This is a genomic window from Nocardioides sp. YIM 152315, assembly GCF_029210375.1.
Classification (GTDB): domain Bacteria; phylum Actinomycetota; class Actinomycetes; order Propionibacteriales; family Nocardioidaceae; genus Nocardioides.
Genome location: NZ_JARGER010000043.1, coordinates 471,905 through 497,390, shown reverse-complemented (window position 1 = coordinate 497,390; position 25,486 = coordinate 471,905). Strand labels below are relative to the sequence as shown.

Annotated in this window: 24 protein-coding genes; 16 read left to right on the top strand and 8 right to left on the bottom strand. The window is 72.7% G+C overall.

The features are described 5' to 3' along the window. Position 1: 1 nt before the first annotated feature. Positions 2-211, bottom strand: a complete 210-nt coding sequence (locus PZ894_RS21350; protein ID WP_275747899.1) for a hypothetical protein — start codon at positions 209-211, stop codon at positions 2-4. A gap of 43 nt (positions 212-254) precedes the next feature. Here PZ894_RS21350 and PZ894_RS21345 point away from each other — a divergent pair, with 43 nt between their 5' ends. After that, the gene (locus tag PZ894_RS21345) at positions 255-515 is read left to right on the top strand and encodes a DUF4229 domain-containing protein (RefSeq protein WP_275747898.1); all 261 of its coding nucleotides are present in this window, start codon (positions 255-257) and stop codon (positions 513-515) included. A gap of 22 nt (positions 516-537) precedes the next feature. Here the strand turns inward: PZ894_RS21345 and PZ894_RS21340 are convergent, their stop codons facing one another. Both PZ894_RS21340 and PZ894_RS21335 read right to left on the bottom strand, forming a co-directional pair. Further along, positions 538-1,425, bottom strand: coding sequence for a 1,4-dihydroxy-2-naphthoate polyprenyltransferase (locus PZ894_RS21340; protein ID WP_275747897.1), 888 nt, complete (start codon positions 1,423-1,425; stop codon positions 538-540). Positions 1,426-1,435: 10 nt separating this feature from the next. Continuing rightward, positions 1,436-2,680, bottom strand: coding sequence for an MFS transporter (locus tag PZ894_RS21335; RefSeq protein ID WP_275747896.1), 1,245 nt, complete (start codon positions 2,678-2,680; stop codon positions 1,436-1,438). Between the two features lie 36 nt (positions 2,681-2,716). Here PZ894_RS21335 and PZ894_RS21330 point away from each other — a divergent pair, with 36 nt between their 5' ends. The 4 genes from PZ894_RS21330 (at position 2,717) to PZ894_RS21315 (ending at position 8,209) form a co-directional block, all read left to right on the top strand. After that, positions 2,717-3,703 carry an AMP-binding protein gene (locus PZ894_RS21330; protein ID WP_275747894.1) on the top strand — a complete coding sequence of 329 codons (987 nt, stop codon included), beginning with the start codon at positions 2,717-2,719 and terminating at the stop codon, positions 3,701-3,703. Next, the gene (locus PZ894_RS21325) at positions 3,700-4,665 is read left to right on the top strand and encodes an o-succinylbenzoate synthase (protein ID WP_275747893.1); all 966 of its coding nucleotides are present in this window, start codon (positions 3,700-3,702) and stop codon (positions 4,663-4,665) included. The genes PZ894_RS21330 and PZ894_RS21325 overlap by 4 nt, the downstream gene beginning before the upstream one ends. Then, positions 4,662-6,227 carry a 2-succinyl-5-enolpyruvyl-6-hydroxy-3-cyclohexene-1-carboxylic-acid synthase gene (menD, locus tag PZ894_RS21320; RefSeq protein WP_275747891.1) on the top strand — a complete coding sequence of 522 codons (1,566 nt, stop codon included), beginning with the start codon at positions 4,662-4,664 and terminating at the stop codon, positions 6,225-6,227. The genes PZ894_RS21325 and menD overlap by 4 nt, the downstream gene beginning before the upstream one ends. Positions 6,228-6,343: 116 nt before the next feature. Next, a complete protein-coding gene (locus tag PZ894_RS21315; RefSeq protein WP_275747890.1) occupies positions 6,344-8,209 on the top strand; it encodes a Na+/H+ antiporter in 1,866 nt (621 codons plus the stop codon). Here PZ894_RS21315 and PZ894_RS21310 read toward each other — a convergent pair. Together PZ894_RS21310 and PZ894_RS21305 are read right to left on the bottom strand one after the other, a co-directional pair. Beyond that, entirely contained in the window at positions 8,199-9,371 is a 1,173-nt protein-coding gene (locus tag PZ894_RS21310; protein ID WP_275747888.1) for a cytochrome P450, read from the bottom strand. The two genes, PZ894_RS21315 and PZ894_RS21310, sit on opposite strands and share 11 nt — an antisense overlap. After that, positions 9,368-9,868, bottom strand: coding sequence for a GNAT family N-acetyltransferase (locus PZ894_RS21305; protein ID WP_275747886.1), 501 nt, complete (start codon positions 9,866-9,868; stop codon positions 9,368-9,370). Before PZ894_RS21305 ends, PZ894_RS21310 begins: the two co-directional genes overlap by 4 nt. Before the next feature lie 43 nt (positions 9,869-9,911). Here PZ894_RS21305 and PZ894_RS21300 point away from each other — a divergent pair, with 43 nt between their 5' ends. Continuing rightward, entirely contained in the window at positions 9,912-10,547 is a 636-nt protein-coding gene (locus PZ894_RS21300; protein WP_275747885.1) for an MBL fold metallo-hydrolase, read from the top strand. An 82-nt stretch (positions 10,548-10,629) separates the two neighbouring features. Here PZ894_RS21300 and PZ894_RS21295 read toward each other — a convergent pair whose 3' ends face one another. Next, positions 10,630-11,856: an isochorismate synthase gene (locus tag PZ894_RS21295; protein ID WP_275747884.1), complete on the bottom strand. Its 1,227-nt coding sequence runs from the start codon at positions 11,854-11,856 to the stop codon at positions 10,630-10,632. Positions 11,857-11,920: 64 nt separating this feature from the next. Here PZ894_RS21295 and PZ894_RS21290 point away from each other — a divergent pair, with 64 nt between their 5' ends. Next, on the top strand, positions 11,921-12,553 hold the full coding sequence (locus PZ894_RS21290; protein ID WP_275747883.1) for a hypothetical protein: 633 nt from the start codon (positions 11,921-11,923) through the stop codon (positions 12,551-12,553). A gap of 4 nt (positions 12,554-12,557) precedes the next feature. Here the strand turns inward: PZ894_RS21290 and PZ894_RS21285 are convergent, their stop codons facing one another. Both PZ894_RS21285 and PZ894_RS21280 read right to left on the bottom strand, forming a co-directional pair. After that, positions 12,558-14,474, bottom strand: a complete 1,917-nt coding sequence (locus tag PZ894_RS21285; protein WP_275747881.1) for an ATP-binding protein — start codon at positions 14,472-14,474, stop codon at positions 12,558-12,560. A gap of 63 nt (positions 14,475-14,537) precedes the next feature. Next, the gene (locus PZ894_RS21280; protein ID WP_275747879.1) at positions 14,538-15,404 is read right to left on the bottom strand and encodes a L,D-transpeptidase family protein; all 867 of its coding nucleotides are present in this window, start codon (positions 15,402-15,404) and stop codon (positions 14,538-14,540) included. A 165-nt stretch (positions 15,405-15,569) separates the two neighbouring features. On the opposite strand from PZ894_RS21280, the gene PZ894_RS21275 reads away from it, so the two are divergent. The 9 genes from PZ894_RS21275 to nuoH all read left to right on the top strand — a co-directional run bounded on the left by PZ894_RS21275 (position 15,570) and on the right by nuoH (position 25,478). Further along, positions 15,570-16,259 carry a demethylmenaquinone methyltransferase gene (locus tag PZ894_RS21275; RefSeq protein WP_275747877.1) on the top strand — a complete coding sequence of 230 codons (690 nt, stop codon included), beginning with the start codon at positions 15,570-15,572 and terminating at the stop codon, positions 16,257-16,259. Between the two features lie 277 nt (positions 16,260-16,536). Then, a complete protein-coding gene (locus tag PZ894_RS21270; protein WP_275747876.1) occupies positions 16,537-16,896 on the top strand; it encodes an NADH-quinone oxidoreductase subunit A in 360 nt (119 codons plus the stop codon). A gap of 67 nt (positions 16,897-16,963) precedes the next feature. Further along, on the top strand, positions 16,964-17,521 hold the full coding sequence (locus PZ894_RS21265; RefSeq protein WP_275747875.1) for an NADH-quinone oxidoreductase subunit B: 558 nt from the start codon (positions 16,964-16,966) through the stop codon (positions 17,519-17,521). After that, positions 17,518-18,249, top strand: a complete 732-nt coding sequence (locus PZ894_RS21260) for an NADH-quinone oxidoreductase subunit C (protein WP_275747874.1) — start codon at positions 17,518-17,520, stop codon at positions 18,247-18,249. Before PZ894_RS21265 ends, PZ894_RS21260 begins: the two co-directional genes overlap by 4 nt. 70 nt (positions 18,250-18,319) lie before the next feature. After that, positions 18,320-19,675: an NADH-quinone oxidoreductase subunit D gene (locus tag PZ894_RS21255; protein ID WP_275747873.1), complete on the top strand. Its 1,356-nt coding sequence runs from the start codon at positions 18,320-18,322 to the stop codon at positions 19,673-19,675. After that, positions 19,672-20,433, top strand: coding sequence for an NADH-quinone oxidoreductase subunit NuoE (gene nuoE / locus PZ894_RS21250; RefSeq protein ID WP_275747871.1), 762 nt, complete (start codon positions 19,672-19,674; stop codon positions 20,431-20,433). The genes PZ894_RS21255 and nuoE overlap by 4 nt, the downstream gene beginning before the upstream one ends. Next, on the top strand, positions 20,426-21,736 hold the full coding sequence (gene nuoF, locus PZ894_RS21245) for an NADH-quinone oxidoreductase subunit NuoF (RefSeq protein ID WP_275747870.1): 1,311 nt from the start codon (positions 20,426-20,428) through the stop codon (positions 21,734-21,736). The genes nuoE and nuoF overlap by 8 nt, the downstream gene beginning before the upstream one ends. Beyond that, positions 21,733-24,183: an NADH-quinone oxidoreductase subunit G gene (locus PZ894_RS21240; RefSeq protein ID WP_275747868.1), complete on the top strand. Its 2,451-nt coding sequence runs from the start codon at positions 21,733-21,735 to the stop codon at positions 24,181-24,183. The genes nuoF and PZ894_RS21240 overlap by 4 nt, the downstream gene beginning before the upstream one ends. Beyond that, positions 24,180-25,478: an NADH-quinone oxidoreductase subunit NuoH gene (gene nuoH, locus PZ894_RS21235; RefSeq protein ID WP_275747866.1), complete on the top strand. Its 1,299-nt coding sequence runs from the start codon at positions 24,180-24,182 to the stop codon at positions 25,476-25,478. The genes PZ894_RS21240 and nuoH overlap by 4 nt, the downstream gene beginning before the upstream one ends. The last annotated feature ends 8 nt before the right edge of the window (positions 25,479-25,486 follow it).

The following is a 25,486-nucleotide window of genomic DNA, read 5'->3' as shown; positions in this document are numbered from 1 at the left end:
ACTAGCCGGCGTCCGGATCCTCCGGATGCTTGCGCTTGCGGTCGAGGTCGCGCAGGAAGTCCGGGTCGTCGTCGGGCCCGAGCACGCGCGGCGGCTCCGGGCGGCGGGGCCGGGGCCGCGGCATCGGTGCGACACCGCGGCGCTGGATCGCACGGGTCGTCAGGTAGATCGCGATCGCGACGAGGATCACGACGAGCAGGAACTTCAGCACCCCTCCAGCGTAGGCCCCCGCTGGTCATGCCTACGCTGACTCCGTGAAGGAGTTCTGGATCTACACCCTGCTGCGGCTCGCGCTGTTCCTCGGCTCGCTGGGGATCGTGGTCGGCGTGTGGTTCGTCCTGGTCGACCAGGTGCCGGTGCTGTGGGCCGTCGTGATCGCGTTCCTGATGAGCGGCCTGGGCTCCTACTTCCTCCTCGACCGGCCCCGCGAGGCGCTCGCCCGCCGGGTGCAGGACCGCGCCGACAAGATGGCGGCCAAGGTCGAGGAGATGCGGTCCCGGGAGGACCAGAACTAGCGAACCCAGCCTCGCCAGCCGGCTAGCCGCAGACGACCAGCGCGCCGGCGACCAGGGCCGCCCAGAGCAGCTCGGCGAGGCCGGTCTGCTGGAGCACCGGGATCAGGCCGGGGCCGGTTGCGCCGCCGAGCACGGTGCGGATCGCCGGCGCGGCCAGCACGAGGAACCCCAGGCCCACGAGCGCGCACCACGACGTCACCACCGCGACGCCGAGCACGGCGGCCGCGGCGGCGACCACGAGCGCGACGTACAGCAGCCGGGTGCGCCGGTCACCGAGCACGACCGCGAGCGTGCGCTTGCCGGCGACGGTGTCGGTCGGGATGTCGCGCAGGTTGTTGGCGACCAGGATCGCGCAGGCCAGCGCCCCGACGCCCACCGCCGCCCACAGCGCCGCCCACTCCCAGGTCTCGGTCTGCACGTACGTCGTGCCGACGACCGCGACCAGCCCGAAGAACACGAACACCATGACCTCGCCGAGGCCGAGGTAGCCGTAGGGCTTCGACCCGCCGGTGTAGAACCACGCGGCCAGCACGGACACCAGGCCGACCGCGACCAGCCACCACGCGGTCGTCGCGGCGAGCACGAGGCCGGCGACGGCGGCGACCCCGAAAGCCAGGAACGCGGCCCTCTTCACCGCCGCGGGCGAGGCGACGCCGGAGCCGACGAGCCGGAGCGGGCCGACACGGTCGGCGTCGGTGCCGCGGATGCCGTCGGAGTAGTCGTTGGCGTAGTTGACCGCCACCTGGAGGGCGAGTGCCACCACCAGGGCGAGCAGCGCCTTCCACCACACGAAGCCCTCGGCGTACGCCGCGACGCCCGATCCGGCGAGGACGGGCGAGACGGCCGCGGGCAGTGTGCGTGGCCGGGAGCCGGCGAGCCACTGCGCTGGTCGAGGACGGGAGCTTGCCACGAGGTGAGATTCAAGCAGCCGCGGGCTGGGTGGTGCGCGCCAGGTAGCGTTCGGCGGCGCGCGCGGCCGGGGTCATCACCGCGGTGGCGACGATGACGATGCCGGCGATCGTGAGCCACCCCGGGGTGCCCCACTCCATGGCGAGGAAGGTGTAGGCCGCAGGAGCCCAGACGCCGCCGAGGGTCTCGCCGAGCTGACTGGCTCCCTGGTACTCCCCGCGCCGCGCCGGGTCCGAGAGCTCGGACAGGAAGCCCCAGTGTGCTGCGGACTCGAAGAGCTCCGCGCCGGTGACGGTGACGTGCCCGAGCCAGACGAGCAGGATCGTGGTCCAGCCGACGGTGTCGTGGGTGACCAGCACGATCAGGCAGGAGACCACGAAGAAGCTCGCGGCGATCCGGGCGGCCCGCAGGGACGAGTCGACCGAGTTGACGCCGCGTGCGGCGGGGACCTGGAACAGCACGGCGAGCACGGTGTTGGTGCCGAACAGCCACGCCAGCAGCACCCGCGGGGCGTCGGTCTCCTGCACGAGCCAGAGCGGGATGACGATGTTGAGCAGCACCTGGTTGGTGTCGAGGACGCCGTTGCAGGCGCTGAGGACCAGGAAGCCCCGGTTGCGCAGGGCGCTCGAGCGCACCGCCTTCTCGACCGGGGTGCGGTCCGCGCGGTCGTGTGCCGCGTCCGGGAGCCGGGTGATGAGCCACGCGTTGAGCGCGAGCACGCAGGCGGTGACCCACGGCATCGCCCGGATGACGGCGTCGCTGTCGAAGGCGAGCGCGAGTCCGCCCGCGAGCGCACCGATCGTGAAGCCGATGTTGAGCGCCGCCCGCATGAAGGCCATCGAGCGCACCCGCTCGTCGTGGGGGAAGACGTCGAGCGTGTAGGCGCCACGCCCCGACCAGCCCGCGCGCTGGGCCAGCTCGAGGACGACGACCATCGCCAGGAACGTCGCGAACCCGGTCACGAAGGGCCAGAGCACGTAGAGCGCGGCGGTCGCCGAGGCTCCGATCGCCCACTGGCGCTTGGGCCCGATGCGGTCGGCGAGCCGTCCCAGAGGCACCGCGAACGCGAATGCGAACACGCCGGCGACGGTCAGGCCGAGGCCGACCTGGGCGGCGGTGAGACCCACCACGTGGGTGAAGAAGACCGCGCTCCCGGTCATGAAGGCGCCCTCGCCGATCGCGAACAGCACCGACTGCACCGACAGCCTCCGCGCCAGCGGCGTCGGCGGCAGGAAGCGGTCCACGCGGGAGGGCACGACGACATCCCACCACCGCGCACTAGGGTCGGTCGCGTGATTTCCGCGGTCCGCGACCTCGACGCCTGGCTGGCGGCCGCCGATCCGGCCCCGTGGGTCGTCGAGACCTCCGGCTCGACGGGCGCCCCGAAGCGGGTGCTGCTCTCCCGGGCGGCCGTGCTGTCCTCGGTCGAGGCGAGCGCGCGGCGCGTCGGCGGATCCGGTCGGTGGCTGCTCGCGCTGCCCGCGTCGTACGTCGCCGGCCTGCAGGTCGTCTGCCGGTCCCTGGTCGCGGGCCACGAGCCGGTGGTGCTCGACGATCACGGCTCCTTCGCGGCCGCCACGGCGGCGCTCGGGGACGGGCCGAGGTTCGTGTCGCTGGTGCCGACCCAGCTCCACCGGCTGCTGACGACGGACGCCGACCCGCTCCGCACCTTCCACACCGTGCTGCTCGGCGGAGGACCGGCCGATCCGTCCCTGTTGGCGCGGGCCGCCGCGGCCGGCGTGCGCGTGGTCGCGACGTACGGCTCCGCCGAGACCGCGGGTGGCTGCGTCTACGACGGCTACGCGCTCGACGGCGTGGCGGTCGCGCTCGGCTCCGGAGGGCGGATCCGGATCGCCGGGCCGACGCTCTTCGAGGGGTACGACGGCGACCCGGCGCTCACCGCCGACGTGCTGGTCGACGGCTGGTTCCTCACCTCCGACGCCGGTCGTCTCGACGACGACGGTCGGCTCCACGTGCTCGGTCGGGTCGACGACGTGGTCGTCACCGGTGGGGTCAACGTGCCGGCTCCGGCGGTCGCCGCGCGGCTGCGGGCGCACCCCGACGTGGAGGCGGCCGAGGTGCTCGGCGTGCCGGACGCCGAGTGGGGCAACCGGCTCGTCGCCTTCGTGGTCGGCGACGTGCCGCTCGTTGACCTGCGCGACTGGGTGGCCGCGGTGCATCCGCGGTCGTGGGCACCGCGGCAGGCCGTTGCCGTGGACGCCATCCCGCTGCTGCCCAACGGCAAGCCCGACCGGCTCTCCTTGCGGGATCTGGCGTGAGGGTCTGGTCGCTGCCGATGCGCACGCGGTTCCGCGGCATCACGGTTCGTGAGGGTGCGTTCCTGGGAGGCGACGGCGGCTGGGGCGAGTGGAGCCCGTTCCTCGAGTACGACGCGGCCGTCGCCGAGCCGTGGCTGCGCTGCGCCGAGGAGGCGGCCGCGGGGGACTGGCCGGTGCCGGTGCGCGATTCGGTGCCGGTCAACGTGACGGTGCCCGCTGTCGGCCCCGAGCAGGCGCACGCCGTCGTCGCCCGAGGTGGCTGCCGCACCGCCAAGGTCAAGGTCGCCGAGCCCGGCCAGACGCTCGCCGACGACCAGGCGAGGGTCGAGGCGGTGCGCGACGCCCTCGGCCCGGGCGGTCGCCTGCGCATCGACGTCAACGGCCTGTGGGACGTCGAGACCGCGGTGGCGTCGATCGGCGTGCTCGACCGGGCGGCCGGCGGCCTGGAGTACGTCGAGCAGCCGGTCGCCACGGTCGAGGACCTCGCCCGGGTGCGCCGCGCCGTCGACGTGCCGATCGCGGCCGACGAGTCGATCCGCCGGGCGGCCGACCCCTACCGGGTGCGCGACCTCGAGGCGGCCGACGTGGCGGTGCTCAAGGTGCAGCCGCTGGGCGGGGTGCGCGCCTGCCTGCGGATCGCCGCGGACATCGGCCTGCCCGTCGTCGTCTCGTCGGCGCTCGAGACCAGCGTCGGCATCGCGGCCGGTGTCGCGCTCGCCGCTGCGCTGCCGGAGCTGCCCTACGCGTGCGGGCTCGCGACCGTGCAGCTGCTGGGCGCGGACGTCGTGACCGACCCGTTGCTGCCGGTGGACGGTGAGCTGCCGGTGCGGGTGCCGTCCGTCGACGAGTCGCTGCTCGCGACGTACGCCGCCGGCCCCGATCGGGTCGCGCACTGGGAGGCCCGGCTCGCCGAGGTGCTGGCCCTGAGGAGTGACCGAGTGCGGCAGGATCCTCTGTCGTGAGCGCCACCGACCTCGCCCGCGCGGTGCTGACCGCCCTGATCGAGGGCGGCGTCACCGAGGTCGTGGTGGCGCCCGGGTCGCGCAACGCGCCGCTGTCGTTCGCGGCGTACGACGCGGCCGGGGCGGGCCTGGTGCGGCTGCACACGCGCATCGACGAGCGCAGTGCCGGCTTCCTGGCCCTGGGGCTGTCGAAGAACGGCCGCCGCGCGGCGGTCGTCTGCACGTCGGGCACCGGCGTCGCCAACCTGCACCCGGCCGTGCTCGAGGCCGCCCACGCCGACGTCGGCCTGGTCGTCGTGACCGCCGACCGGCCGGCGCGGCTGCGCGGCACCAACGCCAACCAGACCACCGACCAGGTCGGCGTCTTCGGTCCGCTGGTGGCGACCCAGGACGCCTCGGTCGCGATCGACCTCGGCACGACCGGCCCGGTGCACCTCAACGTGCCGCTCGACGAGCCCCTGGTGCCCGAGGGCCGCTGGACACCGACGCTCACGGCGCCCGACGTCGCCCGGACCGGAGGTCAGCAGCACCTGCCGTCCATCGCCGTCGGGCCACGCACCGTCGTGGTCGCCGGCGACGACGCCGGCCCCCCGGCGCGGGTGCTCGCCCAGGAGGCCGGCTGGCCGCTGCTGGCCGAGCCGACCAGCGGCTCCCGCACCGGCGACAACGCCATCCGCACCTATCGCCTGCTGCTCGGCACCGCGCTGGGCGACCGGATCGAGCGGGTCGTCGTGTGCGGACGCCCGACGCTGTCCCGGCCGGTCACCCGCCTGCTCTCCCGCTCCGACGTGGAGGTGGTCGACACGCCGACGCGCGGGGTGTGGTCGGAGCGACCGTTCGCGGTCGACCACCGGCTGCCGGTCGTCCCGGCCGCGGCCGGCGCGGACACGTCCGGCTGGCTGGAGGAGTGGCGCGAGGCCGACCGCTCGGTCTCCCGCCGCCTCGACGCGCTGCTCGCGGCGGAGCCCGACCTCACGCCGTACGAGGTGGCGGGCGCGGTCGCCAGGGCGCTCCCGGCCGGCGGACTGCTGGTCGTCGGCGCGTCCAGCCCGATCCGCGACCTCGACCTGATGGTCCCGCGCTACGAGGTCGGCGCGCGTCGCAAGGTCATCGCCAACCGCGGGCTCTCGGGCATCGACGGCGTGGTCTCGACGGCGATCGGCGCCGCGCTCGCGCGCCCCGGGAGCTCCCGCGCCTTCGCGCTGGTGGGCGACGTGACCTTCCTGCACGACGCCAACGGCCTGGTGATCGGTCCCGCAGAGCCGGTGCCCGACCTGACGATCGTCGTGGTCAACGACGACGGCGGCTCGATCTTCACGATGCTCGAGCAGGGTGCGGCCGAGTACGCGCCGCAGTACGAGCGGCTCTTCGGCACCCCGCACGGAGTCGACCTCGGCGCCCTCTGTGCCGCCACCCGCACCCCGCACTGGCGGGTGGGCTCGCTGCCCGAGCTCGAGCAGGCGCTCGCCTCACCCAACGGAGGCCTCGAGGTCGTGGAGGTCGGCGTACGCCGCGACAACCGGCGCGAGCTCGACGAGCGGATCCGGGCGCTGCGGCCGTGAGCTCGCCGCGGGAGCCGCCCGGCGGTGGCTCCGGCTCGGTTTCACCCCGCCCGAACCGAGCCTGATCCACCGCCGCCGCCGAAGCGGGATCGCGGGGCTTCCGGGAGAATGGCGGCGTGGACGTCGCCCTCTTCCTGGTCTCGCTCGCGGTCGGCGTCCTGACGGGAGTCGTGGTGGCCCGCTGGCTCGGCATCCCGGCGCCGCTGCTGCTGGTCGTCGCGGGCGTCTGCGCGTCGTTCCTGCCGTTCGTGCCGCAGGTGCACCTGGAGCCCGAGGTGGTGCTGCTCGGGCTGCTGCCGCCGCTGCTCTACTCCGCCGCGATCACGTCGTCCCTGGTCGACTTCAACGCCCACCGCCGGGTGATCCTGGCGCTCTCGGTCGGAGCGGTGCTCTTCACGACGGCCGGTGTCGGCGTGGTCGTCCACGCGCTGGTGCCGGGGATCTCCTGGCCGATCGCGTTCGCGCTGGGTGCCGTCGTCGCACCCCCGGATGCCGTCGCTGCGACCGCGATCGGCCGGAACATCGGGCTGCCGCGGCGCGTCGTGACGATCCTGGAGGGCGAGTCGCTCTTCAACGACGCGACCGCGCTGGTGGCCCTGCGTACGGCGATCGCGGCGGCGTCGCTCGGCGTCGAGCTGTGGGAGGTCGGCCTCGACTTCCTGGTCGCCGCGGGCGGCGGACTGCTGATCGGTCTGGCCGCATTCTTCCTCGTCGGCAAGGTGCGGCCGCGGATCGCCGACCCGGTGCTCGACGTCGCCATGTCGCTGGTCGTCCCGTTCGCGTGCTTCCTGCTCGCCGAGGAGATCCACGCGTCCGGGGTCGTCGCGGTCGTGGTCGCCGGCCTGCTGCTGGGCCACCAGGCGCCGGTGCTGCAGACGGCGCAGTCGCGGATCGCGGAGCGGATCAACTGGCGCACGATCGCGTTCCTGCTCGAGAACACCGTCTTCGCACTGATCGGCCTGCAGGCCCAGTGGCTGCTCCAGGACCTCGCCGACAGCGACCTCTCCGGCGCCCGGATCGTCGCCGTCTGCCTCGCCACCCTGGCCGCGTGCATCGTCCTGCGCCTGGTCTGGGTCTTCCTGTCGAGGTGGATGCTGGTGCGACCTGGTGCGGACCCGGCCACGGGTCGGCGGCAGCCGGCGCGGCAGACGTTCCTGGTCGGCTGGGCGGGCATGCGCGGGGTGGTCACGCTGGCCGCGGCGTTCCTCATCCCGGAGGACGCCGAGCACCGCGAGGTGCTGCTGATGGCCTCCTTCACGGTCGTCGCCGGCACCCTGCTGATCCAGGGTCTCTCCCTGCCGGTGATCGCGCGCCGGCTGAACGTGCCGTCGCCGGACCCGCTCGACGACGCGCTGGCCCGGGCCACGCTGCTCCAGCAGGCGGCCAGGGCGGCGATCGACGAGCTCGACCGGATGGAGTACGACGACCACGCCGGCGTCGTCGACCTGGTCCGGCAGCGGCTCGACCAACGCAACTTCGCGGCGTGGGAGCGGCTCAGCACCGCCGCCGACCAGGAGTCGCCGGCCGCGCTCTACTACCGGATCCGCACGCAGATGATCGACGCCGAACGCCGTCGGATCCTCGAGATCCGGAAGTCGGGCACCGTGCCGTCCGAGGTGATCGTCGACGTGCTCGCCATGCTCGACGTCGAGGAGTCGATGCTCGACAGCGCCGAGCAGGAGCGCGACGAGAGCCAGTCCTACGCCGGGCGGAAGTGGACGATCGGGGAGCACTGCGCCGACCTCGACCGGTACGCCGCCGTGGCCGAGCCGCCCGCGACGTACTGCCAGGCCTGCCTCGACGAGGGCACCCAGTGGGTGTCGCTGCGCCGCTGCCTGGAGTGCGGCAACGTCGCGTGCTGCGACTCCTCGCCGCGGCAGCACGCGACCGCGCACTTCCATGACGAGCAGCACCCGGTCATCCAGTCCGCCGAGCCCGACGAGGACTGGCGGTGGTGCTACGTGCACCACCTCACGGCGTGAACCGGATCGGGAAGCTCAACGCTCCCGTGTTGCCCGACACCGGCAGCCACTCGCCCGGCCCGTCGGGTACGGCGTCCGGCATCCGCCGCGCGAGCAGGGGCAGCGCGACCGCCATGTCGGTGCGGGCGACGAAGTGGCCCAGGCAGTGGTGCACCCCGGCTCCGAAGCCGTGGTGGGGCGGGCGCTGCTGGGTGATGTCGAAGGCCGGGTCCGGCATCGCGCTCGGGTCGGTGCCGGCGCTGTGGGAGAGCGTCTGCACGATGCCGCCTCGCGGGATGTGCAGTCCCTGGAAGTCCACGTCCTCGAGGGCCTCGCGGGTCACCCAGGTGACGGTCGGGTTGACCCGCATGACCTCCTCGACGGCGCTCTCGCCGAGCTCGGGCCGCTCGCCGAGCAGCCGCCACTGGTCGGGGTGCCGCAGGAGCGTCTGCAGCGCCAGCCCGAGCTGGTTGCGGGTGGTCTCCATGCCGGCGAACGCGAGGAACACCAGCGCCACGCCGAGCTCGTGCTCGCTGAGCCGGTCGCCGTCGTCGGTGGCCTGCACGAGCGTGGTCACCAGGTCGTCGCGCGGGTGGGCGCGGCGGTCGGCGACGGCCTCCTCGACGTAGGCGTGCAGGCCGGTGAGCGCGGCCTCGATGCGGGGCACCTGGTTGCCGACGTCGATCGAGAACGACGCGCCGAGGTCGTCGGCCCACCGCGCCACCTGGTGCCAGTTGTCCTCCGGCAGGCCGAGGAGCACGCAGATGATGCGGGCGGCGTACGGCTCCGCGAACTCCGTCACGAACTCGACCGAGCCGCGGTCGGCGAAGCCGTCGACGAGCTCGTCGGCGAGCGCCTGGAACCGGGGGCGCATCGCGGCGATCGTCTTGTTGCGGAAGGCCGGCATCAGCAGCCGCCGGATCCGCGCGTGGTCGTCGCCCTCCAGGCTGAGCAGCGTCTCCTGCCACCAGTCGGAGAAGAGCCCGGAGTGGATGCCGTTCTGCGACGGCCACCGGGCGTTGCCCTGGCGGAACCGCCGGTCGCGCAGCAGCGCGCTCACCTCCGCGTGCCGCAGCACCGCCCAGCCCCAGTTGGTCTCGACGTACCAGCTCTCGTCGCGAGCGGCGTGCACCGCCGGTGACGTGACGTCGAACGACGGGTCCGACAGGTCGAAGTAGTTCACGCCGGGCTCCTCACCATCCTGATCTCCCAGGCGCCGAGGTCGTCGTAGAGCTCGCGGGCGCCGTCGGCGACGAAGCCGTTGCGGGCGTAGAAGCCGCGGGCCCGGTCGTTGTCCTCCAGGACCCACAGGGAGCACGGGTCGTCGGGGCGTACGGCGTCCCAGAGTCGCTGCCCCAGCCCGGTGCCCCAGTACGCCGCGCGGGTGTAGATCGCGTAGAGCTCGCGTGGGGTCGCGTGGTCGTCGTCGCGGCTCGGCCCGACGACGGCGAAGCCGACCAGCCCGCCGTCGTCCTCGGCCAGCACCCGCGGCGGACCGACCTCGAGCTGCCGCGTCCACGCCGCCACCCAGCGGTCGGTGTCGGCCAGCCGCTCGGCCAGCCGGTCGGGGTCGGCGTACGGCCCGTAGGCCTCGCGCCAGCAGGCCGCGTGCATGGCGGCGCCGGCCCTCGCGTCGGCAGCCGCGGCGGGCCGGAGGGTGGGGGTCCGGGTGGTGCTCACCGGAGCATCGTAGGGATCCTCCGGGCGGGCTACGGTGAGGGGCATGCGGATCACGAAGTTCGGCCACGCCTGCGTCCGGATCCAGCACGGCGGCACCACCGTCGTCCTCGACCCGGGCGTCTTCACCGATCCCGCCGCCGTGGCCGGCGCCGACGCCGTGCTGATCACGCACGAGCACCCGGACCACTACCTGCCCGACCACCTGCGCGCCGCGAACGCGCCGGTCTTCACCATCGGCGCGGTCGCGGACAGGATCCGCGAGGACGCGCCCGCGCTCGCCGACCGGGTCACGGTGGTGGCGCCGGGCGAGAGCTTCGACGTCGGGCTGCCGGTCCGCGCGGTCGGCGAGCTGCACGCCGTGATCCACCCGGAGTTCCCGCGGATCACCAACAGCGGCTACGTCGTCGACGCCGGCGGCACGCTCGTCTACCACCCCGGTGACGCGCTCACCGAGCCGGGCGAGGCCGTCGACGTGCTGCTGGTGCCGTCGTCGGCGCCGTGGCTGAAGGCGTCGGAGGCGGTCGAGTTCGCCCGGGCGGTCAAGGCGCCGCGCAACCTGGCCATCCACGACCGGATCTACACCGAGGCCGCCCACGGCATCCTCGAGCAGCACATGAACGCATTCCTGCCCGGCGAGGGCCTGGAGTACCTCCGACGGGCCGACGGCGAGGACCTCTGAGGCGGTTCCCGCGCTTCTCGGGGGTTGCAACACCCCAGAAGTGCTGGAACACCCGGTGCACCGGGTATTCCGCGCGCGCCGGTCAGCCGGCCGTCAGCGCGTCCCGCACCGGCACGAACTTCGCCTGCGCCTCGGCCAGCTCGGCCTCGGGGTCGGAGTCGGCGACGATGCCGCAACCCGCGAAGAGCTGCACGGTGCTGCCGGTGATCCGCGCGGAGCGCAGCGCGATGCCCCACTCGCCGTCGCCGGTGGCGTCCATCCAGCCGACCGGGCCGGCGTAGCGGTGTCGGTCCATGCCCTCGATCTCGGCGATCAGCGCCGTGGCGATTGGCGTCGGGGTGCCGCCGACCGCCGCCGAGGGGTGCAGCGCCTCGGCCAGCTGCAGCGACGACACCGTGGCGGCGTCGTGCACGACGCCTGCGACGTCGGTCGCGAGGTGCATGACGTTGGGCAGGTGCAGCACGAAGGGCGCCTCGGGCACGTTCATCGACGAGCAGTGCGGCTCGAGGGCGTCGGCGACGGAGCGTACGGCGTACTCGTGCTCCTCGAGGTCCTTCGACGACCGGGCGAGCGTCGCCGCGAGGGCGAGGTCGCGCTCGTCGTCGCCGGTGCGCCGGATCGTGCCGGCGAGCACCCGCGAGGTGACCAGGCCGCGCTCGCGGCGCACCAGCATCTCGGGCGTCGCGCCGAACATGCCGTCGACGTGGAAGGTCCAGCACATCGGGTACTGCTCGGTGAGGCGACGCAGCGGCCAGCGCACGTCGACGGGCTGGTCGGCGGTGGCGACCAGGTCCCGCGCGAGCACGACCTTCTCGAGATCGCCGCGGCTGATCCGGGCGACCGCGTCGGCGACCGCGGACATCCACTGCTCACCGTTGAGCGCCCCGTCGGCGAAGCTCACGCCGGTCGGTGCGGCAGGCGCGTCGGCGGCGGGGAGCTCCGACGGGGCGTCGGCGTCGACGGTCGTGACCCAGGCCACGTCGCCGCGGCGGCCCACGACGATGCGGGGGACGACGAGCACCGAGTCACCCGGCTCGTCCGCGAACGCGAACGTGCCGAAGGCGACCGGTCCCGTCCCGGGCTCGACCACGTCGTCGTGCACGACCGCTCGGGCAGTCGTCTCGCGCCACCACTTGTCGGCGTCCGCGAAGCGGGTGGCGCCGCTGGTGCGCACCTCGGCGGCGACCCCCCAGCCGACGAGACCGTCGGCACGGCGCAGCCAGGTCACGGGCCGGTCGGCCGGGACCAGGTCGAGGAGCCGCGTGGCCTCCGCCAGGTCGAGGCGGGCCGTGCGGACGGTGAACGTCACGGCCCGAGACTACCGACGGACCCCCCAGAATCCCGCCTCGGGCGGGCGGGTAGCGTCGCCGGACGTGAGCACCCCCACTTCCGCGAGCCGTACGTCGACCTGGGTCGGCATCCTGCTCGGCGTCGTCCTCCTCGGCCTGGTCGCCGCCTTCGCCATCGCCCTGCCGAAGGCGCACGGCGAGGAGTCCGACGGGGGCGGCGCGATCGAGCTCGAGCTGCCGGACACCCTCCCGGGCGGGTACATCGCGTCCGACGACCCGGCGGCGTTCGAGGGCGGAGAGCTCGCCGACCAGGCCGACGCGATCGTCGAGCAGGAGCAGGCGAACGCCGACCACGGCAACCAGGTCCTGCCCGAGGTGCTCGGCCGCTCGGCCGTCACCCGCACGTACGTCGCCGACGGCTCCCAGGCCGTGTTCGTCCAGGTGTTCCAGTCCGAGGGCGGCGCGTTCGCCCCGAACAACGTCCCCGACCCCGAGAACACCGGCGGCCAGGCGGCCACCGAGATGACCAACGTCGGCGACGGCGCCTGCATCCTCACCTACGGCCAGGGGTCGACCGGCGCCGCGCCGGAGCCGGTCTTCAGCCAGTGCCAGGTCACGAGCGGTGAGCTGACCGCACAGGTCGGCTCGGGTGCGATCTCCGCCGAGGAGCTCGTCGACGTCGCCGACCAGCTGCTCGCCGAGCTGCAGGACAGCTGACCGGCTACCGTCGCTCCGCGTCGGCCAGGAAGTCGACGCTCGGCACCCGACGGCCGAGCTTGGTGTACTCGCGCACGGCCGCGGACGCCAGGTGCCGCATCCCGACCGGCGCACCGTCGGCGATCGCGGCGTACGCCGCCGACAGCACGACGTTGCGGATGCCGCCACCGGCGAGATCGAGGCCCGCCAGCGCGCCCGGGTCGAGCGGATCGTCGGGGTCGGTGCTGGGGAGCTGGCCGAGGTGGTGGGCCCAGAGCTCCTTGCGGGTCGCCTCGTCCGGGTCCGGGAACGTGACGATGAAGTGCAGGCGGCGCGCGAACGCCGGATCGACGTTGCCGCGCAGGTTCGTCGCGAGCACGGTGATCCCGTCGAAGTGCTCCATCCGCTGCAGCAGGTAGGACACCTCCTGGTTGGCGTAGCGGTCCCGGGCGTCGCGGACCTCCGAGCGCGAGCCGAAGAGCGAGTCGGCCTCGTCGAAGAACAGCAGTGCGTTGAGCGACTCCGCCTCCGAGAAGACCCGCTCGAGGTTCTTCTCGGTCTCGCCGATGTACTTCGACACGACGCTGGGCAGGTCGACCTGCATCAGCTCGATGCCGAGCTCGTCGGCGACGACGTGGGCGGCGAGGGTCTTGCCGGTGCCCGGGCCCCCGGCGAAGAGCGTGCAGATGCCGGTGCCCTTGCCGCCCTTGCCCTGCAGCGGAGCCTGGGCGAGCAGCTCGTCGCGGTAGCGGGCCCAGTCGAGCATGCGCCGGACCTCCGACGCCGCGTGCTCGGGGAGGATCAGGTCGTCGAGCCCGAGCGTGCCGGCTCCCGCGCCGTCGGGGTGGTGCCGCTGGCTCAGGCGCCGGGCCGACCGTCGTACCACCGCAGGCGTCACCGGCTCACCGGACAGCGCGGCCTGACGTACGGCGTGCCGGCCGACCCGCGCGATGTCCTCGGGGGTCATCCGCAGGGCCGTGATCTCCCGGGGCACCGGGTCCGGAGCGAGGAGCGGAGCCCAGAGCTGCTCGCGGTCGGCGAGGGTGAGTCGCGGCGCGGTGACCGAGAGCGGCAGCTCGTGCGCCCACCGCGGGTCCCAGGGTTGCTGGCTCACCGCCACGACCGGCACGGCGGCGTCGAGCAGCAGCTGGACCGAGGCACTCGCGCGGTCGGCGCCGCCGAGCACGAGGACGGCGCCGCGGAGCCCCGCCTCCAGCACGGCGGCGCGCAGCAGGTCCTCGGCCGACTGGGCCTCCGGCACCCCAGCGAGGTCGACGCACAGGTGGTCGACGTCGAGTCGTCCGCATGCCCCCGCCGCGAGGGCGACGCCGGCAGCGCCCGCGCCCGCGTGCACCCACACGAGACGCTCGCCGCGCCGGAGGCCGTCGGCGACCGTCTCGGCGCCGTCGACGTCGAGCGGCACCGTGTCGACGAGGTGGGGCACGAGCACGGCGGCCGGCGGGCCATCGGGGCTCGTGAGGTGCGCGGCCACCCGGTCGGGCACGACGAGCCGACGCGTCAGCAGCACGTCGGTGCCGACCACGCGCAGCAGCCCGTCCCGCACGAGTGGGGCGTGCTCCGCCAGCCGAGCCCGCGCCCCGGGCGACGACACGGGCGCGCCTGCCAGCTCGAGGGCGAGGGCGACGCTGGGCCGCGCCGGTCCGGGGTCGCCGGAGAGGAGCCCGAGCAGCAGGTGGGCCGCCGGGTCGAGCTCGGCGACCGTCGCCACGGTGAGCAGACCGAGGTCGATCGGCGTCAGCCGGAAGCGGAACTCGACCTCCGCGAGCGAGTCATCGAGGGCAGCGCCGGTGGCGTCGTGCAGCAGACCCGCGAACGCGGCCTCGAGGGCCTGCTCGGCCTGCTCCTGCTGGGGCCAGCCCAACTCGGCGCGCCGTGCCACCGCCGACGCCGCGGCCTCCCGGGCTGCCTCCAGCGCTCCCATGTCTCGACGCTACGGCCTCGGCCCACCGTCCGGTGGTGGATCGCCACGATCAGGCGGCGACGGTCACGACCAGTACACGACGACCGTGTCACCCAGTCGGACCTGGTCGAAGAGCCGCGCGACCCCGTCGTAGTCGCGGATGTTCACGCAGCCGTGCGACGCCCCGGCGTACCCGACCGCGGCGAAGTCCGAGGAGTAGTGGACCGCCTGCCCGCCCGAGAAGAACATTGCGAACGGCATCGCCGAGCCGTAGAGCCGCGACACGTGGTCGGCGCTCTTGACGTAGACGTGGAAGACGCCCTCGCGGGTCGGGGTGCTGGTGGCACCGAACCGGGCGTCGAGGGTCTGGAGCACCCGGCCGTCGACCACCCACCGCAGCGTCGAGCTCGTCTTGTCGATGCACAGCACGCGGCCGATCCGGCAGCGGGGGTCGAGCGCGCCCGGCACGTGGCCGCGGTTGTGCATCTCGGCGTACGTCGGCTTCGCGGTCATCGCGCGGAGCCGCTCGAGCGTGCGCCGGTCGACCTCGCCGGTGACGGGGATCGCGCGCTTCGCCTGGAAGCCCCTCACGGCCGTCGTCGTCAGGCTGCCGTAGGTGCCGGTGACGTCGGACTGGAACCAGTCGATCTGCTGCAGGCGCGCCTGGAGGTCGCGGACGGCGCGGCCATCGTCGCCGGGTCCGAGCAGTCGGCGGCCGGCGTCGACGCGCGGCTCGCGGGCGCGCCGGGGCCGGTACGTCGCCACCGCGGTGGTCGGGGACGTCGCGGCCGGGGTCGGGGCGGCGGCGGCGGACGGCTCGGGTCCGCCGGTGCCCGTGGCGGAGGGGTGGTCGGGCGGGCCGTCGGTCAGGGCGTCGCCCGCGACGTAGGCGGCCGAGCACAACAGCGCCGCGACCGAGAGGCCGAGCAGCAGGCGACGCACGAGCAACATGGGCTCTCCTGGGGAAGGAGGGGAGTCGGACACGAGGGTGACGCGCGCGGACGGGCTCCGGTTGCATGCGAGCGGCGCGTCGGACGCGTCGTGACCAAGCTGTGACCACCGGCGCCACCATGGGGGATGCGCAGTCCGTGCGCACCGCCTGCGTAGTCTCTGCGCGTGGTCCGCGCAGAGCTCGACAAGCAGCCGCCCGACGTCCGTCGCATGTTCGACGCGGTCGCGCGGCGCTACGACCTCACCAACGACGTGCTCTCGATGGGCCAGGACCGCCGCTGGCGCCGGGCCGTGATCGCCGCGGTCGACCCGCGGCCCGGCGAGCGGGTGCTCGACCTGGCCGCCGGCACCGGTACGTCGAGCCAGCCCTTCGCCGACGCGGGGGCGACGGTCGTCCCGTGCGACTTCTCGCTCGGCATGCTGCGCGTGGGCAAGCAGGGGCGCCCCCACCTGCCGTTCACGGCCGGCGACGGCACCCAGCTGCCGTTCGCCGACGAGAGCTTCGACGCGGTCACGATCTCCTTCGGGCTGCGCAACATCGTCGACCCCGAGGCCGGGCTCCGGGAGCTGCGCCGGGTCACGAAGCCGGGCGGGCGCCTGGTCGTCTGCGAGTTCAGCCACCCGACCTGGGCGCCGTGGCGCACGGTCTACCTCGAGTACCTGATGAAGGCGCTGCCGCCGATCGCGCGCGCGGTCTCGTCGTCCCCGGACGCCTACGTCTACCTCGCCGAGTCGATCCGGGCCTGGCCCGACCAGCGCGGGCTCGCCGCGCTGGTCGCGGGCGCCGGCTGGCAGCGGCCGCAGTGGCGCGACCTCTCGGGCGGCATCGTCGCCCTGCACCGCGCGACGCGCTGACGTCGCCGCGGGTCGGTGGTTTCGAGACGGGACTCCTTCCCTCCTCGACCACCGGCGGCGGTGCCCCTCCTCAACCACCGAATTAGGACACGTTCCCGTGCGCTAAATGCCCAGGTCAGGCGTGGGATCGGGGGCCTTCGCCCCCGATCCGGCCGCGAAGGTCCCCCCGGGGTGCAGGGGGCTTGGGGGAGTGGTTAGATGTGTTTCTGACCACTTAGTGATTCAGTTCACAAAGTCACAAGGCGGCTCTGGAAACGGCTCGGAAGAGAGGCGAAGCATGGAGCTCTACACGCCCGTCCTGGCGCTGGCAGTCCTCGCGGCGGCGTTCGCGGTCTTCTCCGTGATCATGAGCGCGCTGGTCGGCCCCAAGCGATACAACCGGGCCCGGCTCGACTCCTACGAGTGCGGCATCGAGCCGACGCCGCAGCCCCTGGGCGGCGGCCGGTTCCCGGTGAAGTACTTCATCACCGCGATGCTCTTCATCGTCTTCGACATCGAGATCATCTTCCTCTACCCGTGGGCGGTGCACTTCGACGAGCTGCTGCTCTTCGGGCTGGTCGAGATGGTCATCTTCATCGCCACCGTGTTCGTCGCCTACGCCTACGTGTGGCGCCGTGGCGGCCTGGACTGGAACTGAGGCCCGCGATGTCCGAGCCCCGAGCGATGACACGAACTTCGCGACCCTCAGCCGGAGGAGAAGCCGCATGACCGGAATCGAAGAGAAGCTCCCGAGCGGGGTCCTGCTCACGACCGTCGAGGGCGTCGCGGGCTACATGCGCAAGGCGTCGTTCTGGCCCGCGACGTTCGGCCTCGCCTGCTGCGCCATCGAGATGATGACCTCCGGCGGTCCCAAGTACGACCTGGCCCGCTTCGGCATGGAGGTGTTCCGGGCCAGCCCACGCCAGGCCGACCTGATGATCGTCGCCGGCCGGGTCAGCCAGAAGATGGCCCCGGTCCTGCGCCAGATCTACGACCAGATGCCCAACCCGAAGTGGGTGCTGGCGATGGGCGTGTGCGCCAGCAGCGGGGGCATGTTCAACAACTACGCCGTCGTCCAGGGCGTCGACCACGTCGTGCCGGTCGACATGTACCTGCCGGGCTGCCCGCCGCGGCCCGAGATGCTCATCGACGCGATCCTCAAGCTCCACGACCAGGTCCAGCACACCAAGCTCGGCGTCAACCGCGAGCGGGAGGTCGAGGAGCTCGAGACCGCCGCGCTGCGCGCCCTGCCGACCTCCGAGATGAAGGGCATGCTCCGGTGAGCGACGAGGACAAGTCCCCCGAGCAGCCGGCCGTCGAGCAGTCGCCCGACAACGTCCCCGCCCCGACCGGCGAGGTGCGCGAGGTCGGCGTACGCCACGGCATGTTCGGCGTCCGCGGCACCGGCGACACCAGCGGCTACGGCGGTCTCGTCCAGCCCATCGTCCTGCCCGGTGACGCGCAGCGGCCCTACGGCGGCTGGTACGACGAGGTCGCCGACGCCCTCGAGCACGCCGCGCGCGACGCCGGCCTCGAGGTCGCCGTGCCGCGGGTCGTCGTCCACCGGGGCGAGATCACCTTCCACGTGCGCCGCGAGGACCTGCCGACGGTGGCGAGGCTGCTGCGTGACGACGAGCGGCTGCGCTTCGAGCTCTGCTCGAGCGTCAGCGGCGTGCACTACCCCGACGACACCGGAGCCGAGCTGCACGCGGTCTACCACCTGCTGTCGATGACCTACAACCGGCGGATCCGGCTCGAGGTCGCCGCGCCCGACGCCGACCCGCACATCCCGTCGACCGTCGCGATCTACCCCACCAACGACTGGCACGAGCGCGAGACGTTCGACATGTTCGGCATCGTCTTCGACGATCACCCCGCGCTCACGCGCATCCTCATGCCCGACGACTGGCCGGGCCACCCTCAGCGCAAGGACTACCCGCTGGGCGGCATCCCCGTGGAGTACAAGGGCGGCACCGTTCCGCCTCCCGACCAGCGGAGGTCGTACAACTGATGAACCACCCCACGACTTTGCCCGCCTCCCCAGCTTCGCTCCTCCGTCGCACCAACTCGAGGGGACCCCGATGAGCACCGACCAGGATCTCTACGCCGGCTCCAGCGAGACCAGCGAGGGCCGCGTCTTCACCGTCTCCGGCCAGGACTGGGACACGATCGCTGAGGGCCTCGCCGACGAGGAGGTCATGGAGCGGGTCGTGGTCAACATGGGGCCGCAGCACCCCTCCACCCACGGCGTGCTCCGCCTGATCCTCGAGCTCGAGGGCGAGACGGTGACCGAGGCCCGCTGCGGCATCGGCTACCTGCACACCGGCATCGAGAAGAACATGGAGTACCGCTCCTGGACGCAGGGCGTCACGTTCTGCACCCGGATGGACTACCTCTCGCCGTTCTACAACGAGATGACCTACGTGCTCGGCGTCGAGCGACTCCTCGGCATCGACGGCCAAGGGGACGACTCGGTGCCCGAGAAGGCCCAGGTCATGCGGGTCCTGCTCATGGAGCTCAACCGCATCTCCTCCCACCTCGTCGCGATCGCGACCGGCGGCATGGAGATCGGCGCGCTGACCGTGATGACGATCGGCTTCCGCGAGCGCGAGCTGGTGCTCGACCTCTTCGAGCTGATCACCGGGCTGCGGATGAACCACGCCTTCATCCGCCCCGGCGGGGTCGCCCAGGACCTGCCCCCGGGCGCTCTCGACGAGATCCGCGGCTTCGTCGCGCTGATGAAGAAGCGGCTCCCCGAGTACGCCGACCTCTGCAACGCCAACCCGATCTTCAAGGCCCGTCTCGAGGGTGTCGGCCACCTGGACCTCGCCGGCTGCCTGGCGCTGGGGCTGACCGGGCCGGTGCTCCGCAGCACCGGCTACCCGTGGGACCTCCGCAAGTCCCAGCCCTACTGCGGCTACGAGACCTACGAGTTCGACGTGCAGACCTGGGACACCGCCGACTCCTACGGCCGGTTCCGCGTCCGCCTCAACGAGATGTGGGAGTCGCTGCGCATCGTCGAGCAGGCCGCCGACCGGCTCGCGAAGCTCGACGGCGCCCCGGTCATGGTCGGCGACAAGAAGATCGCCTGGCCGAGCCAGCTCGCGATCGGCAGCGACGGCATGGGCAACAGCCTCGACCACATCCGCCACATCATGGGCGAGTCGATGGAGGCCCTGATCCACCACTTCAAGCTGGTGACCGAGGGCTTCCGGGTGCCGGCCGGTCAGGCCTACGTGCCGGTCGAGTCACCGCGCGGCGAGCTCGGCGCGCACGTCGTCTCCGACGGCGGCACCCGCCCCTTCCGCGCCCACTTCCGCGATCCGTCGTTCACGAACCTCCAGGCCACCAGCGTGATGGCCGAGGGCGGCATGGTCGCCGACGTGATCGTCGCGATCGCATCCATCGACCCCGTGATGGGAGGCGTAGACCGATGACGCTCTCCGAGGAGACGCTGGTCGAGCTGAAGGAGATCGCGGCCCGCTACCCCGAGCCGCGCTCCGGGCTGCTCCCGATGCTGCACCTGGTGCAGTCGGTCGAGGGCCGGATCACCCCGGAGGGCATCGAGGCGTGCGCCGAGATCCTCGGCATCACCGCCGCCGACGTCAGCGGCGTCGCGACGTTCTACACCATGTACAAGCGCCGCCCGGTCGGCGACTACCACGTCGGCGTCTGCACCAACACGCTGTGTGCGGTGATGGGCGGCGACGCGATCTTCGAGCGGCTGCAGGACCACCTGGGCGTCGGCAACGACGAGACCACCGACGACGCCCCCGGTCTGAGGAGCATCACGCTCGAGCACGTCGAGTGCAACGCCGCCTGCGACTACGCGCCGGTGATGATGGCCAACTGGGAGTTCATGGACAACATGACCCCGGAGTCCGCGGTGCAGCTGGTCGACGACCTGCGCGCCGGCAACGAGGTCCGCTCGACCCGCGGGCCGCGCATCGTCACCTGGCGCGAGGCCGAGCGCGTGCTCGCGGGCTTCCCCGACGACCTCGCCGACGACGGCCCGGCCGCCGGTCCCGCGTCGCTCGTCGGGCTCGGCATCGCCCGCGAGCGGGGCTGGACCGCCCCGCACCCCGAGACCGACAGCGGCAGCGGTCGCACCGCCGACACCAAGCAGGAGGCGGTCGAGCAGGCCGACACCGCGCGCGCCGAGACGGAGACCAAGCAGGAGGACAGCGATGCCTGACACCCTCACTCCGGTCCTCACCGACAACTGGGGCGACGACCGGGCCTGGACGCTCGCGGCGTACACCGAGCGCGGAGGCTACGGCGCCCTCGACAAGGCCTTCGCGATGGACCCGGCCGCGGTGATCGAGACGGTCAAGGAGTCCGGCCTGCGCGGCCGCGGCGGCGCCGGCTTCCCCACCGGGATGAAGTGGGGCTTCATCCCGCAGGACAACCCGCGACCCAAGTACCTCGTGGTCAACGCCGACGAGTCCGAGCCGGGCACCTGCAAGGACATCCCGCTGATGATGGCCAGCCCGCACACGCTCGTCGAGGGCGTGATCATCAGCAGCTACGCCATCCGCGCCAACAAGGCCTTCATCTACATCCGCGGCGAGGTGCTCCACGTCGTCCGCCGCGTGCAGCGTGCGGTGCAGGAGGCCTACCTCGCCGGCCATCTGGGCAAGGACATCCACGGCTCCGGCTACGACCTCGACGTCGTCGTGCACGCCGGTGCCGGCGCCTACATCTGCGGCGAGGAGACGGCACTGCTCGAGGGCCTGGAGGGCCGTCGCGGCCAGCCCCGACTGCGCCCGCCGTTCCCCGCGGTCGCCGGTCTCTACGCCAGCCCGACCGTGATCAACAACGTCGAGTCGATCGCGTCGGTGCCGAGCATCGTCGCCAACGGCCACGGCTGGTTCGCCTCGATGGGCACCGAGAAGTCCAAGGGCTTCGGCATCTTCTCCCTCTCGGGCCATGTGCGGAGGCCCGGCCAGTACGAAGCGCCGCTCGGCATCACGCTGCGCACGCTGATCGACCTGGCGGGCGGGATGCGCGAGGGGCACGAGCTGAAGTTCTGGACGCCGGGTGGTTCGAGCACGCCGTTGCTCACCGCCGAGCACCTGGACATCCCGCTCGACTTCGAGGGCGTGGGCGCCGCCGGGTCGATGCTCGGCACCCGGGCCCTGCAGATCTTCGACGACACCACGTGCGTGGTGCGTGCGACGCTGCGGTGGACCGAGTTCTACAAGCACGAGTCGTGCGGCAAGTGCACGCCCTGCCGCGAAGGCACGTGGTGGCTGGTGCAGGTGCTCTCGGCCCTCGAGAAGGGCCAGGGCAGCGAGTCGGACCTCGACCTGCTGCTCGACCAGTGCGACAACATCCTGGGCCGCTCGTTCTGCGCGCTCGCCGACGGCGCGGTCAGTCCGATCACCAGCAGCATCCAGTACTTCCGCGACGAGTACGTCGCGCACCTCACCGAGGGCGGGTGCCCCTTCGACCCGGCCCGCTCGACCGCCTGGGCAGGACAGGAGGTGCTGGCATGACGACCGTGCCGGAGAAGACGGATCTCGTCACGCTGACCATCGACGGCGTACAGCTCAGCGTCCCCAAGGACACGCTGGTCATCCGCGCGGCCGAGCAGGTCGGCGTCCAGGTGCCGCGCTTCTGCGACCACCCGCTGCTCGCGCCGGTCGGCGCCTGCCGGCAGTGCCTGGTCGACGTGCCCGACGCCGGCAACGGTCGCGGCTTCCCTAAGCCGCAGGCGTCCTGCACGCTGCCGGTCGCCGAGGGCATGGTCGTCAACACCCAGGCCACCAGCCCCGTCGCCGACAAGGCGCAGCAGGGCATCATGGAGTTCCTGCTGATCAACCACCCGCTGGACTGCCCGGTCTGCGACAAGGGCGGCGAGTGCCCGCTGCAGAACCAGGCGATGTCCAACGGCCGTGCGGACTCCCGCTTCTCAGCGCGGGGTGGCGTCAAGCGCACCTACCCCAAGCCCATCAACATCTCCGCGCAGGTGCTGCTCGACCGCGAGCGCTGCGTGCTCTGCGCGCGCTGCACCCGCTTCTCAGAGCAGATCGCCGGCGACCCCTTCATCGCGCTCGTCGAGCGCGGAGCGCTGCAGCAGGTCGGCATCTACGAGCGTGAGCCGTTCGAGTCCTACTTCTCCGGCAACACGATCCAGATCTGCCCGGTCGGCGCCCTCACCAGTGCCGACTACCGCTTCCGGTCCCGCCCCTTCGACCTGGTCTCGACGCCGAGCGTCGCCGAGCACGACGCGTGCGGGTCGGCGATCCGGATCGACCACCGGCGCGGCAAGGTGATGCGCCGACTCGCGGGCAACGACCCCGAGGTCAACGAGGAGTGGATCACCGACAAGGACCGGTTCGGGTTCCACTACGCGACCGAGCCCGACCGGCTGACCTACCCGCAGATCCGCGAGGACGGTGAGCTGCGCCCGGCGTCGTGGCCCGAGGCCTTCGCGGTCGCGGCCCGCGGCCTGAGCGAGGCGGGCGGGACCGGCGTCCTGACCGGCGGCCGGGTCACCGCCGAGGACGCCTACGCCTACAGCAAGTTCGCCCGGGTGGCGCTCGGCACCAACGACATCGACTTCCGGTCCCGGCCGCACTCGGCCGAGGAGGCGGCGTTCCTCGCCGCGGAGGTCGTGCTGCGCCGCACGGTGACGTACGCCGACCTCGAGTCGGCCTCGACGGTCGTCCTCGCGGGCCTCGAGCCCGAGGACGAGGCCGGGATGATCTTCCTGCGCCTGCGCAAGGCCGCCGGCCGTGCCGGATCGGGCGGAGGCACCCGCGTCGTGTCGATCGCCCCCTACGCGTCCCGCGGCCTGGCGAAGATGCACGGCCAGCTGGTCCGCACCGCGCCCGGCGACGAGGCCGCGGCGCTCGCGGCTCTCGTCGCGCAGGGCGAGTTCGGCATCGACAAGACCGCGGTGATCCTGGTCGGCGAACGACTCGCGACCGTGCCCGGTGCGCTGAGCGCCGCGGCCGGACTGGCGGCGAGGACCGGCGCCCGGCTCGCCTGGGTGCCCCGACGCGCCGGCGACCGCGGTGCGGTCGAGGCCGGCTGCCTGCCCAACCTGCTGCCCGGCGGCCGCCCGGTCGCCGACGCCGGTGCCCGGGTCGACGTCGGCGCCGACTGGGGGGTGGACGTGCCCGAGACGCCCGGACGCGACGCCGACGGCATCATCGCGGCCCTGGGCTCCGGTGAGCTCGGCGGAGTGGTCGTCGGCGGGGTCGACCCCGACGACACCACCGACCCGGCCGCCACCCGCGCCGCGCTCGAGGCCGCGTCGTTCGTCGTCGCTCTCGAGCTGCGCGAGACCGACGTGACGCGGGCGGCCGACGTCGTCTTCCCGGTCGCCCCCGTGTCCGACAAGGCCGGGACGTTCGTGACCTGGGAGGGCCGGCCGCGACCCTTCGAGGCGGTCTTCTCCAGCCCGAGCTCGCTGCCCGACCTGCGCATCCTCGCCGGGATCGCCGAGGAGCTCTCTGCCCTTGGAGTTGGCAGGCCGCTCGGCTTCCGCACCGTCGCCGAGGCGCGGGCCGAGATGGAGGAGATGGGTCCCTGGGACGGCGAGCGTGCCGTGCTCGGTGGTTCCGAGACAGCACTTCGTCCTTCGTCAACCACCGAGGAGGCCGGTGCCGGTGCGCCTTCCTCGACCACCGAGGGTCACTTCGCGCTGGCGACCTGGAAGCTGATGATCGACAACGGCTCGCTGCAGGACGGCGACAAGGCCTACCGCGCCACCGGTCGCGCCCCGGTCGCCCGGCTGTCGCCCACGGCGTACGACGCTCACGGCCCCACCGTCACCCTGACCGGCGACCGCGGCTCGGTGACGCTGCCCGCAGAGCCCGCAGAGCTCGACGACGACGTCGTCTGGGTGCCCGCCAACTCGTTCGGCAACGGCGTCCTGGCCGACCTGGCCTCGCCCGGCAGCCGCGTGACGATCGCGAAGGGAGCCGACCAGTGAACGCCCACGTCCTGCCGCTGGCCACGGACTCGTTGGCCGACTTCGGCAACGACGCCTGGTGGATCATCGGCATCAAGACGCTGATGATCTTCCTGATCCTGGTGCTGCTGACGCTGTTCAACATCTGGTGGGAGCGCCGGGTCGTCGCGCGCATGCAGCACCGCATCGGCCCCAACGTGCACGGCCCCTTCGGCCTGCTCCAGTCGCTGGCGGACGGCGTCAAGCTCGCGCTCAAGGAGGACGTCACACCGAAGGCGGCCGACCGCGTGGTCTTCATCCTCGCGCCCGTCCTCGCGACGGTGCCGGCGTTCGTGACGTTCGCGGTGATCCCCTTCGGGCCGACCGTGAACTTCTTCGGCGAGCAGACACCGCTGCAGCTGACGGACATGCCGGTCGCGGTGCTCTTCGTGATGGCGATCGCGTCGATCGGCATCTACGGCATCGTGCTCGGCGGCTGGTCCAGCGGCTCGACGTACTCCCTGCTGGGCGGCCTGCGTTCGAGCGCGCAGATGATCTCCTACGAGGTCGCGATGGGCCTCGCGCTGGTCGCGGTGTTCCTGTACGCCGGGTCGATGTCGACCTCGGAGATCGTCGCCGCCCAGGACGACCTGTGGTTCGGCCTGATCCTCGCCCCGTCGTTCGTGATCTACCTGATCTCGATGGTCGGCGAGACCAACCGCGCCCCGTTCGACCTCCCGGAGGCCGAGGGCGAGCTGGTCGGCGGCTTCCACACCGAGTACAGCTCGCTGAAGTTCGCGCTGTTCTTCCTGGCCGAGTACATCAACATGGCCACGGTGTCCGCGCTGGCGACCACGCTGTTCCTCGGCGGCTGGCACGCGCCGTTCTGGATCGACCACGTCTGGGCCGGTGCCAACGAGGGCTACTGGCCGGTGCTGTGGTTCTTCGGCAAGGTCCTGTTCTTCATCTTCGTCTTCATCTGGCTGCGCGGCACGCTGCCGCGGCTGCGCTACGACCAGTTCATGGCGTTCGGCTGGAAGCGGCTGATCCCGGTGTCGCTGCTGTGGATCGTCGCCGTCTCCACGATCCGCGCGATCTCGCTCGAGGGCGGCATCGACCGACAGTGGATCCTCATCGGCATCGGCGTCCTCGCAGTGCTGTTCCTCGTCATGTTCTTCGTCGGCGAGGGCGAGCAGCAGGAGGAGGCGGCCGAGCCGGAGCCGCTCCCGACCGGGTTCCCGGTGCCGCCCATGCCCACCGGCGGCGCCGTGCGCGGGGCCGCGCAGCCGCTCACGTTCCGCACCTCGAGCTCCACCGTCACCGGAGGTGAGGCCTGATGGCCCAG

What these genes read in the sequence shown, in the direction of transcription:
- PZ894_RS21300 (WP_275747885.1), top strand. Translation starts at nt 9,912, where the DNA reads ATGCGGATCACGAAGTTCGGCCACGCCTGCGTCCGGATCCAGCACGGC.
- PZ894_RS21285 (WP_275747881.1), bottom strand. Translation starts at nt 14,474, where the DNA reads ATGGGAGCGCTGGAGGCAGCCCGGGAGGCCGCGGCGTCGGCGGTGGCA.
- PZ894_RS21280 (WP_275747879.1), bottom strand. Translation starts at nt 15,404, where the DNA reads ATGTTGCTCGTGCGTCGCCTGCTGCTCGGCCTCTCGGTCGCGGCGCTG.
- PZ894_RS21270 (WP_275747876.1), top strand. Translation starts at nt 16,537, where the DNA reads ATGGAGCTCTACACGCCCGTCCTGGCGCTGGCAGTCCTCGCGGCGGCG.
- PZ894_RS21265 (WP_275747875.1), top strand. Translation starts at nt 16,964, where the DNA reads ATGACCGGAATCGAAGAGAAGCTCCCGAGCGGGGTCCTGCTCACGACC.
- PZ894_RS21255 (WP_275747873.1), top strand. Translation starts at nt 18,320, where the DNA reads ATGAGCACCGACCAGGATCTCTACGCCGGCTCCAGCGAGACCAGCGAG.
- nuoE (WP_275747871.1), top strand. Translation starts at nt 19,672, where the DNA reads ATGACGCTCTCCGAGGAGACGCTGGTCGAGCTGAAGGAGATCGCGGCC.
- nuoF (WP_275747870.1), top strand. Translation starts at nt 20,426, where the DNA reads ATGCCTGACACCCTCACTCCGGTCCTCACCGACAACTGGGGCGACGAC.
- PZ894_RS21240 (WP_275747868.1), top strand. Translation starts at nt 21,733, where the DNA reads ATGACGACCGTGCCGGAGAAGACGGATCTCGTCACGCTGACCATCGAC.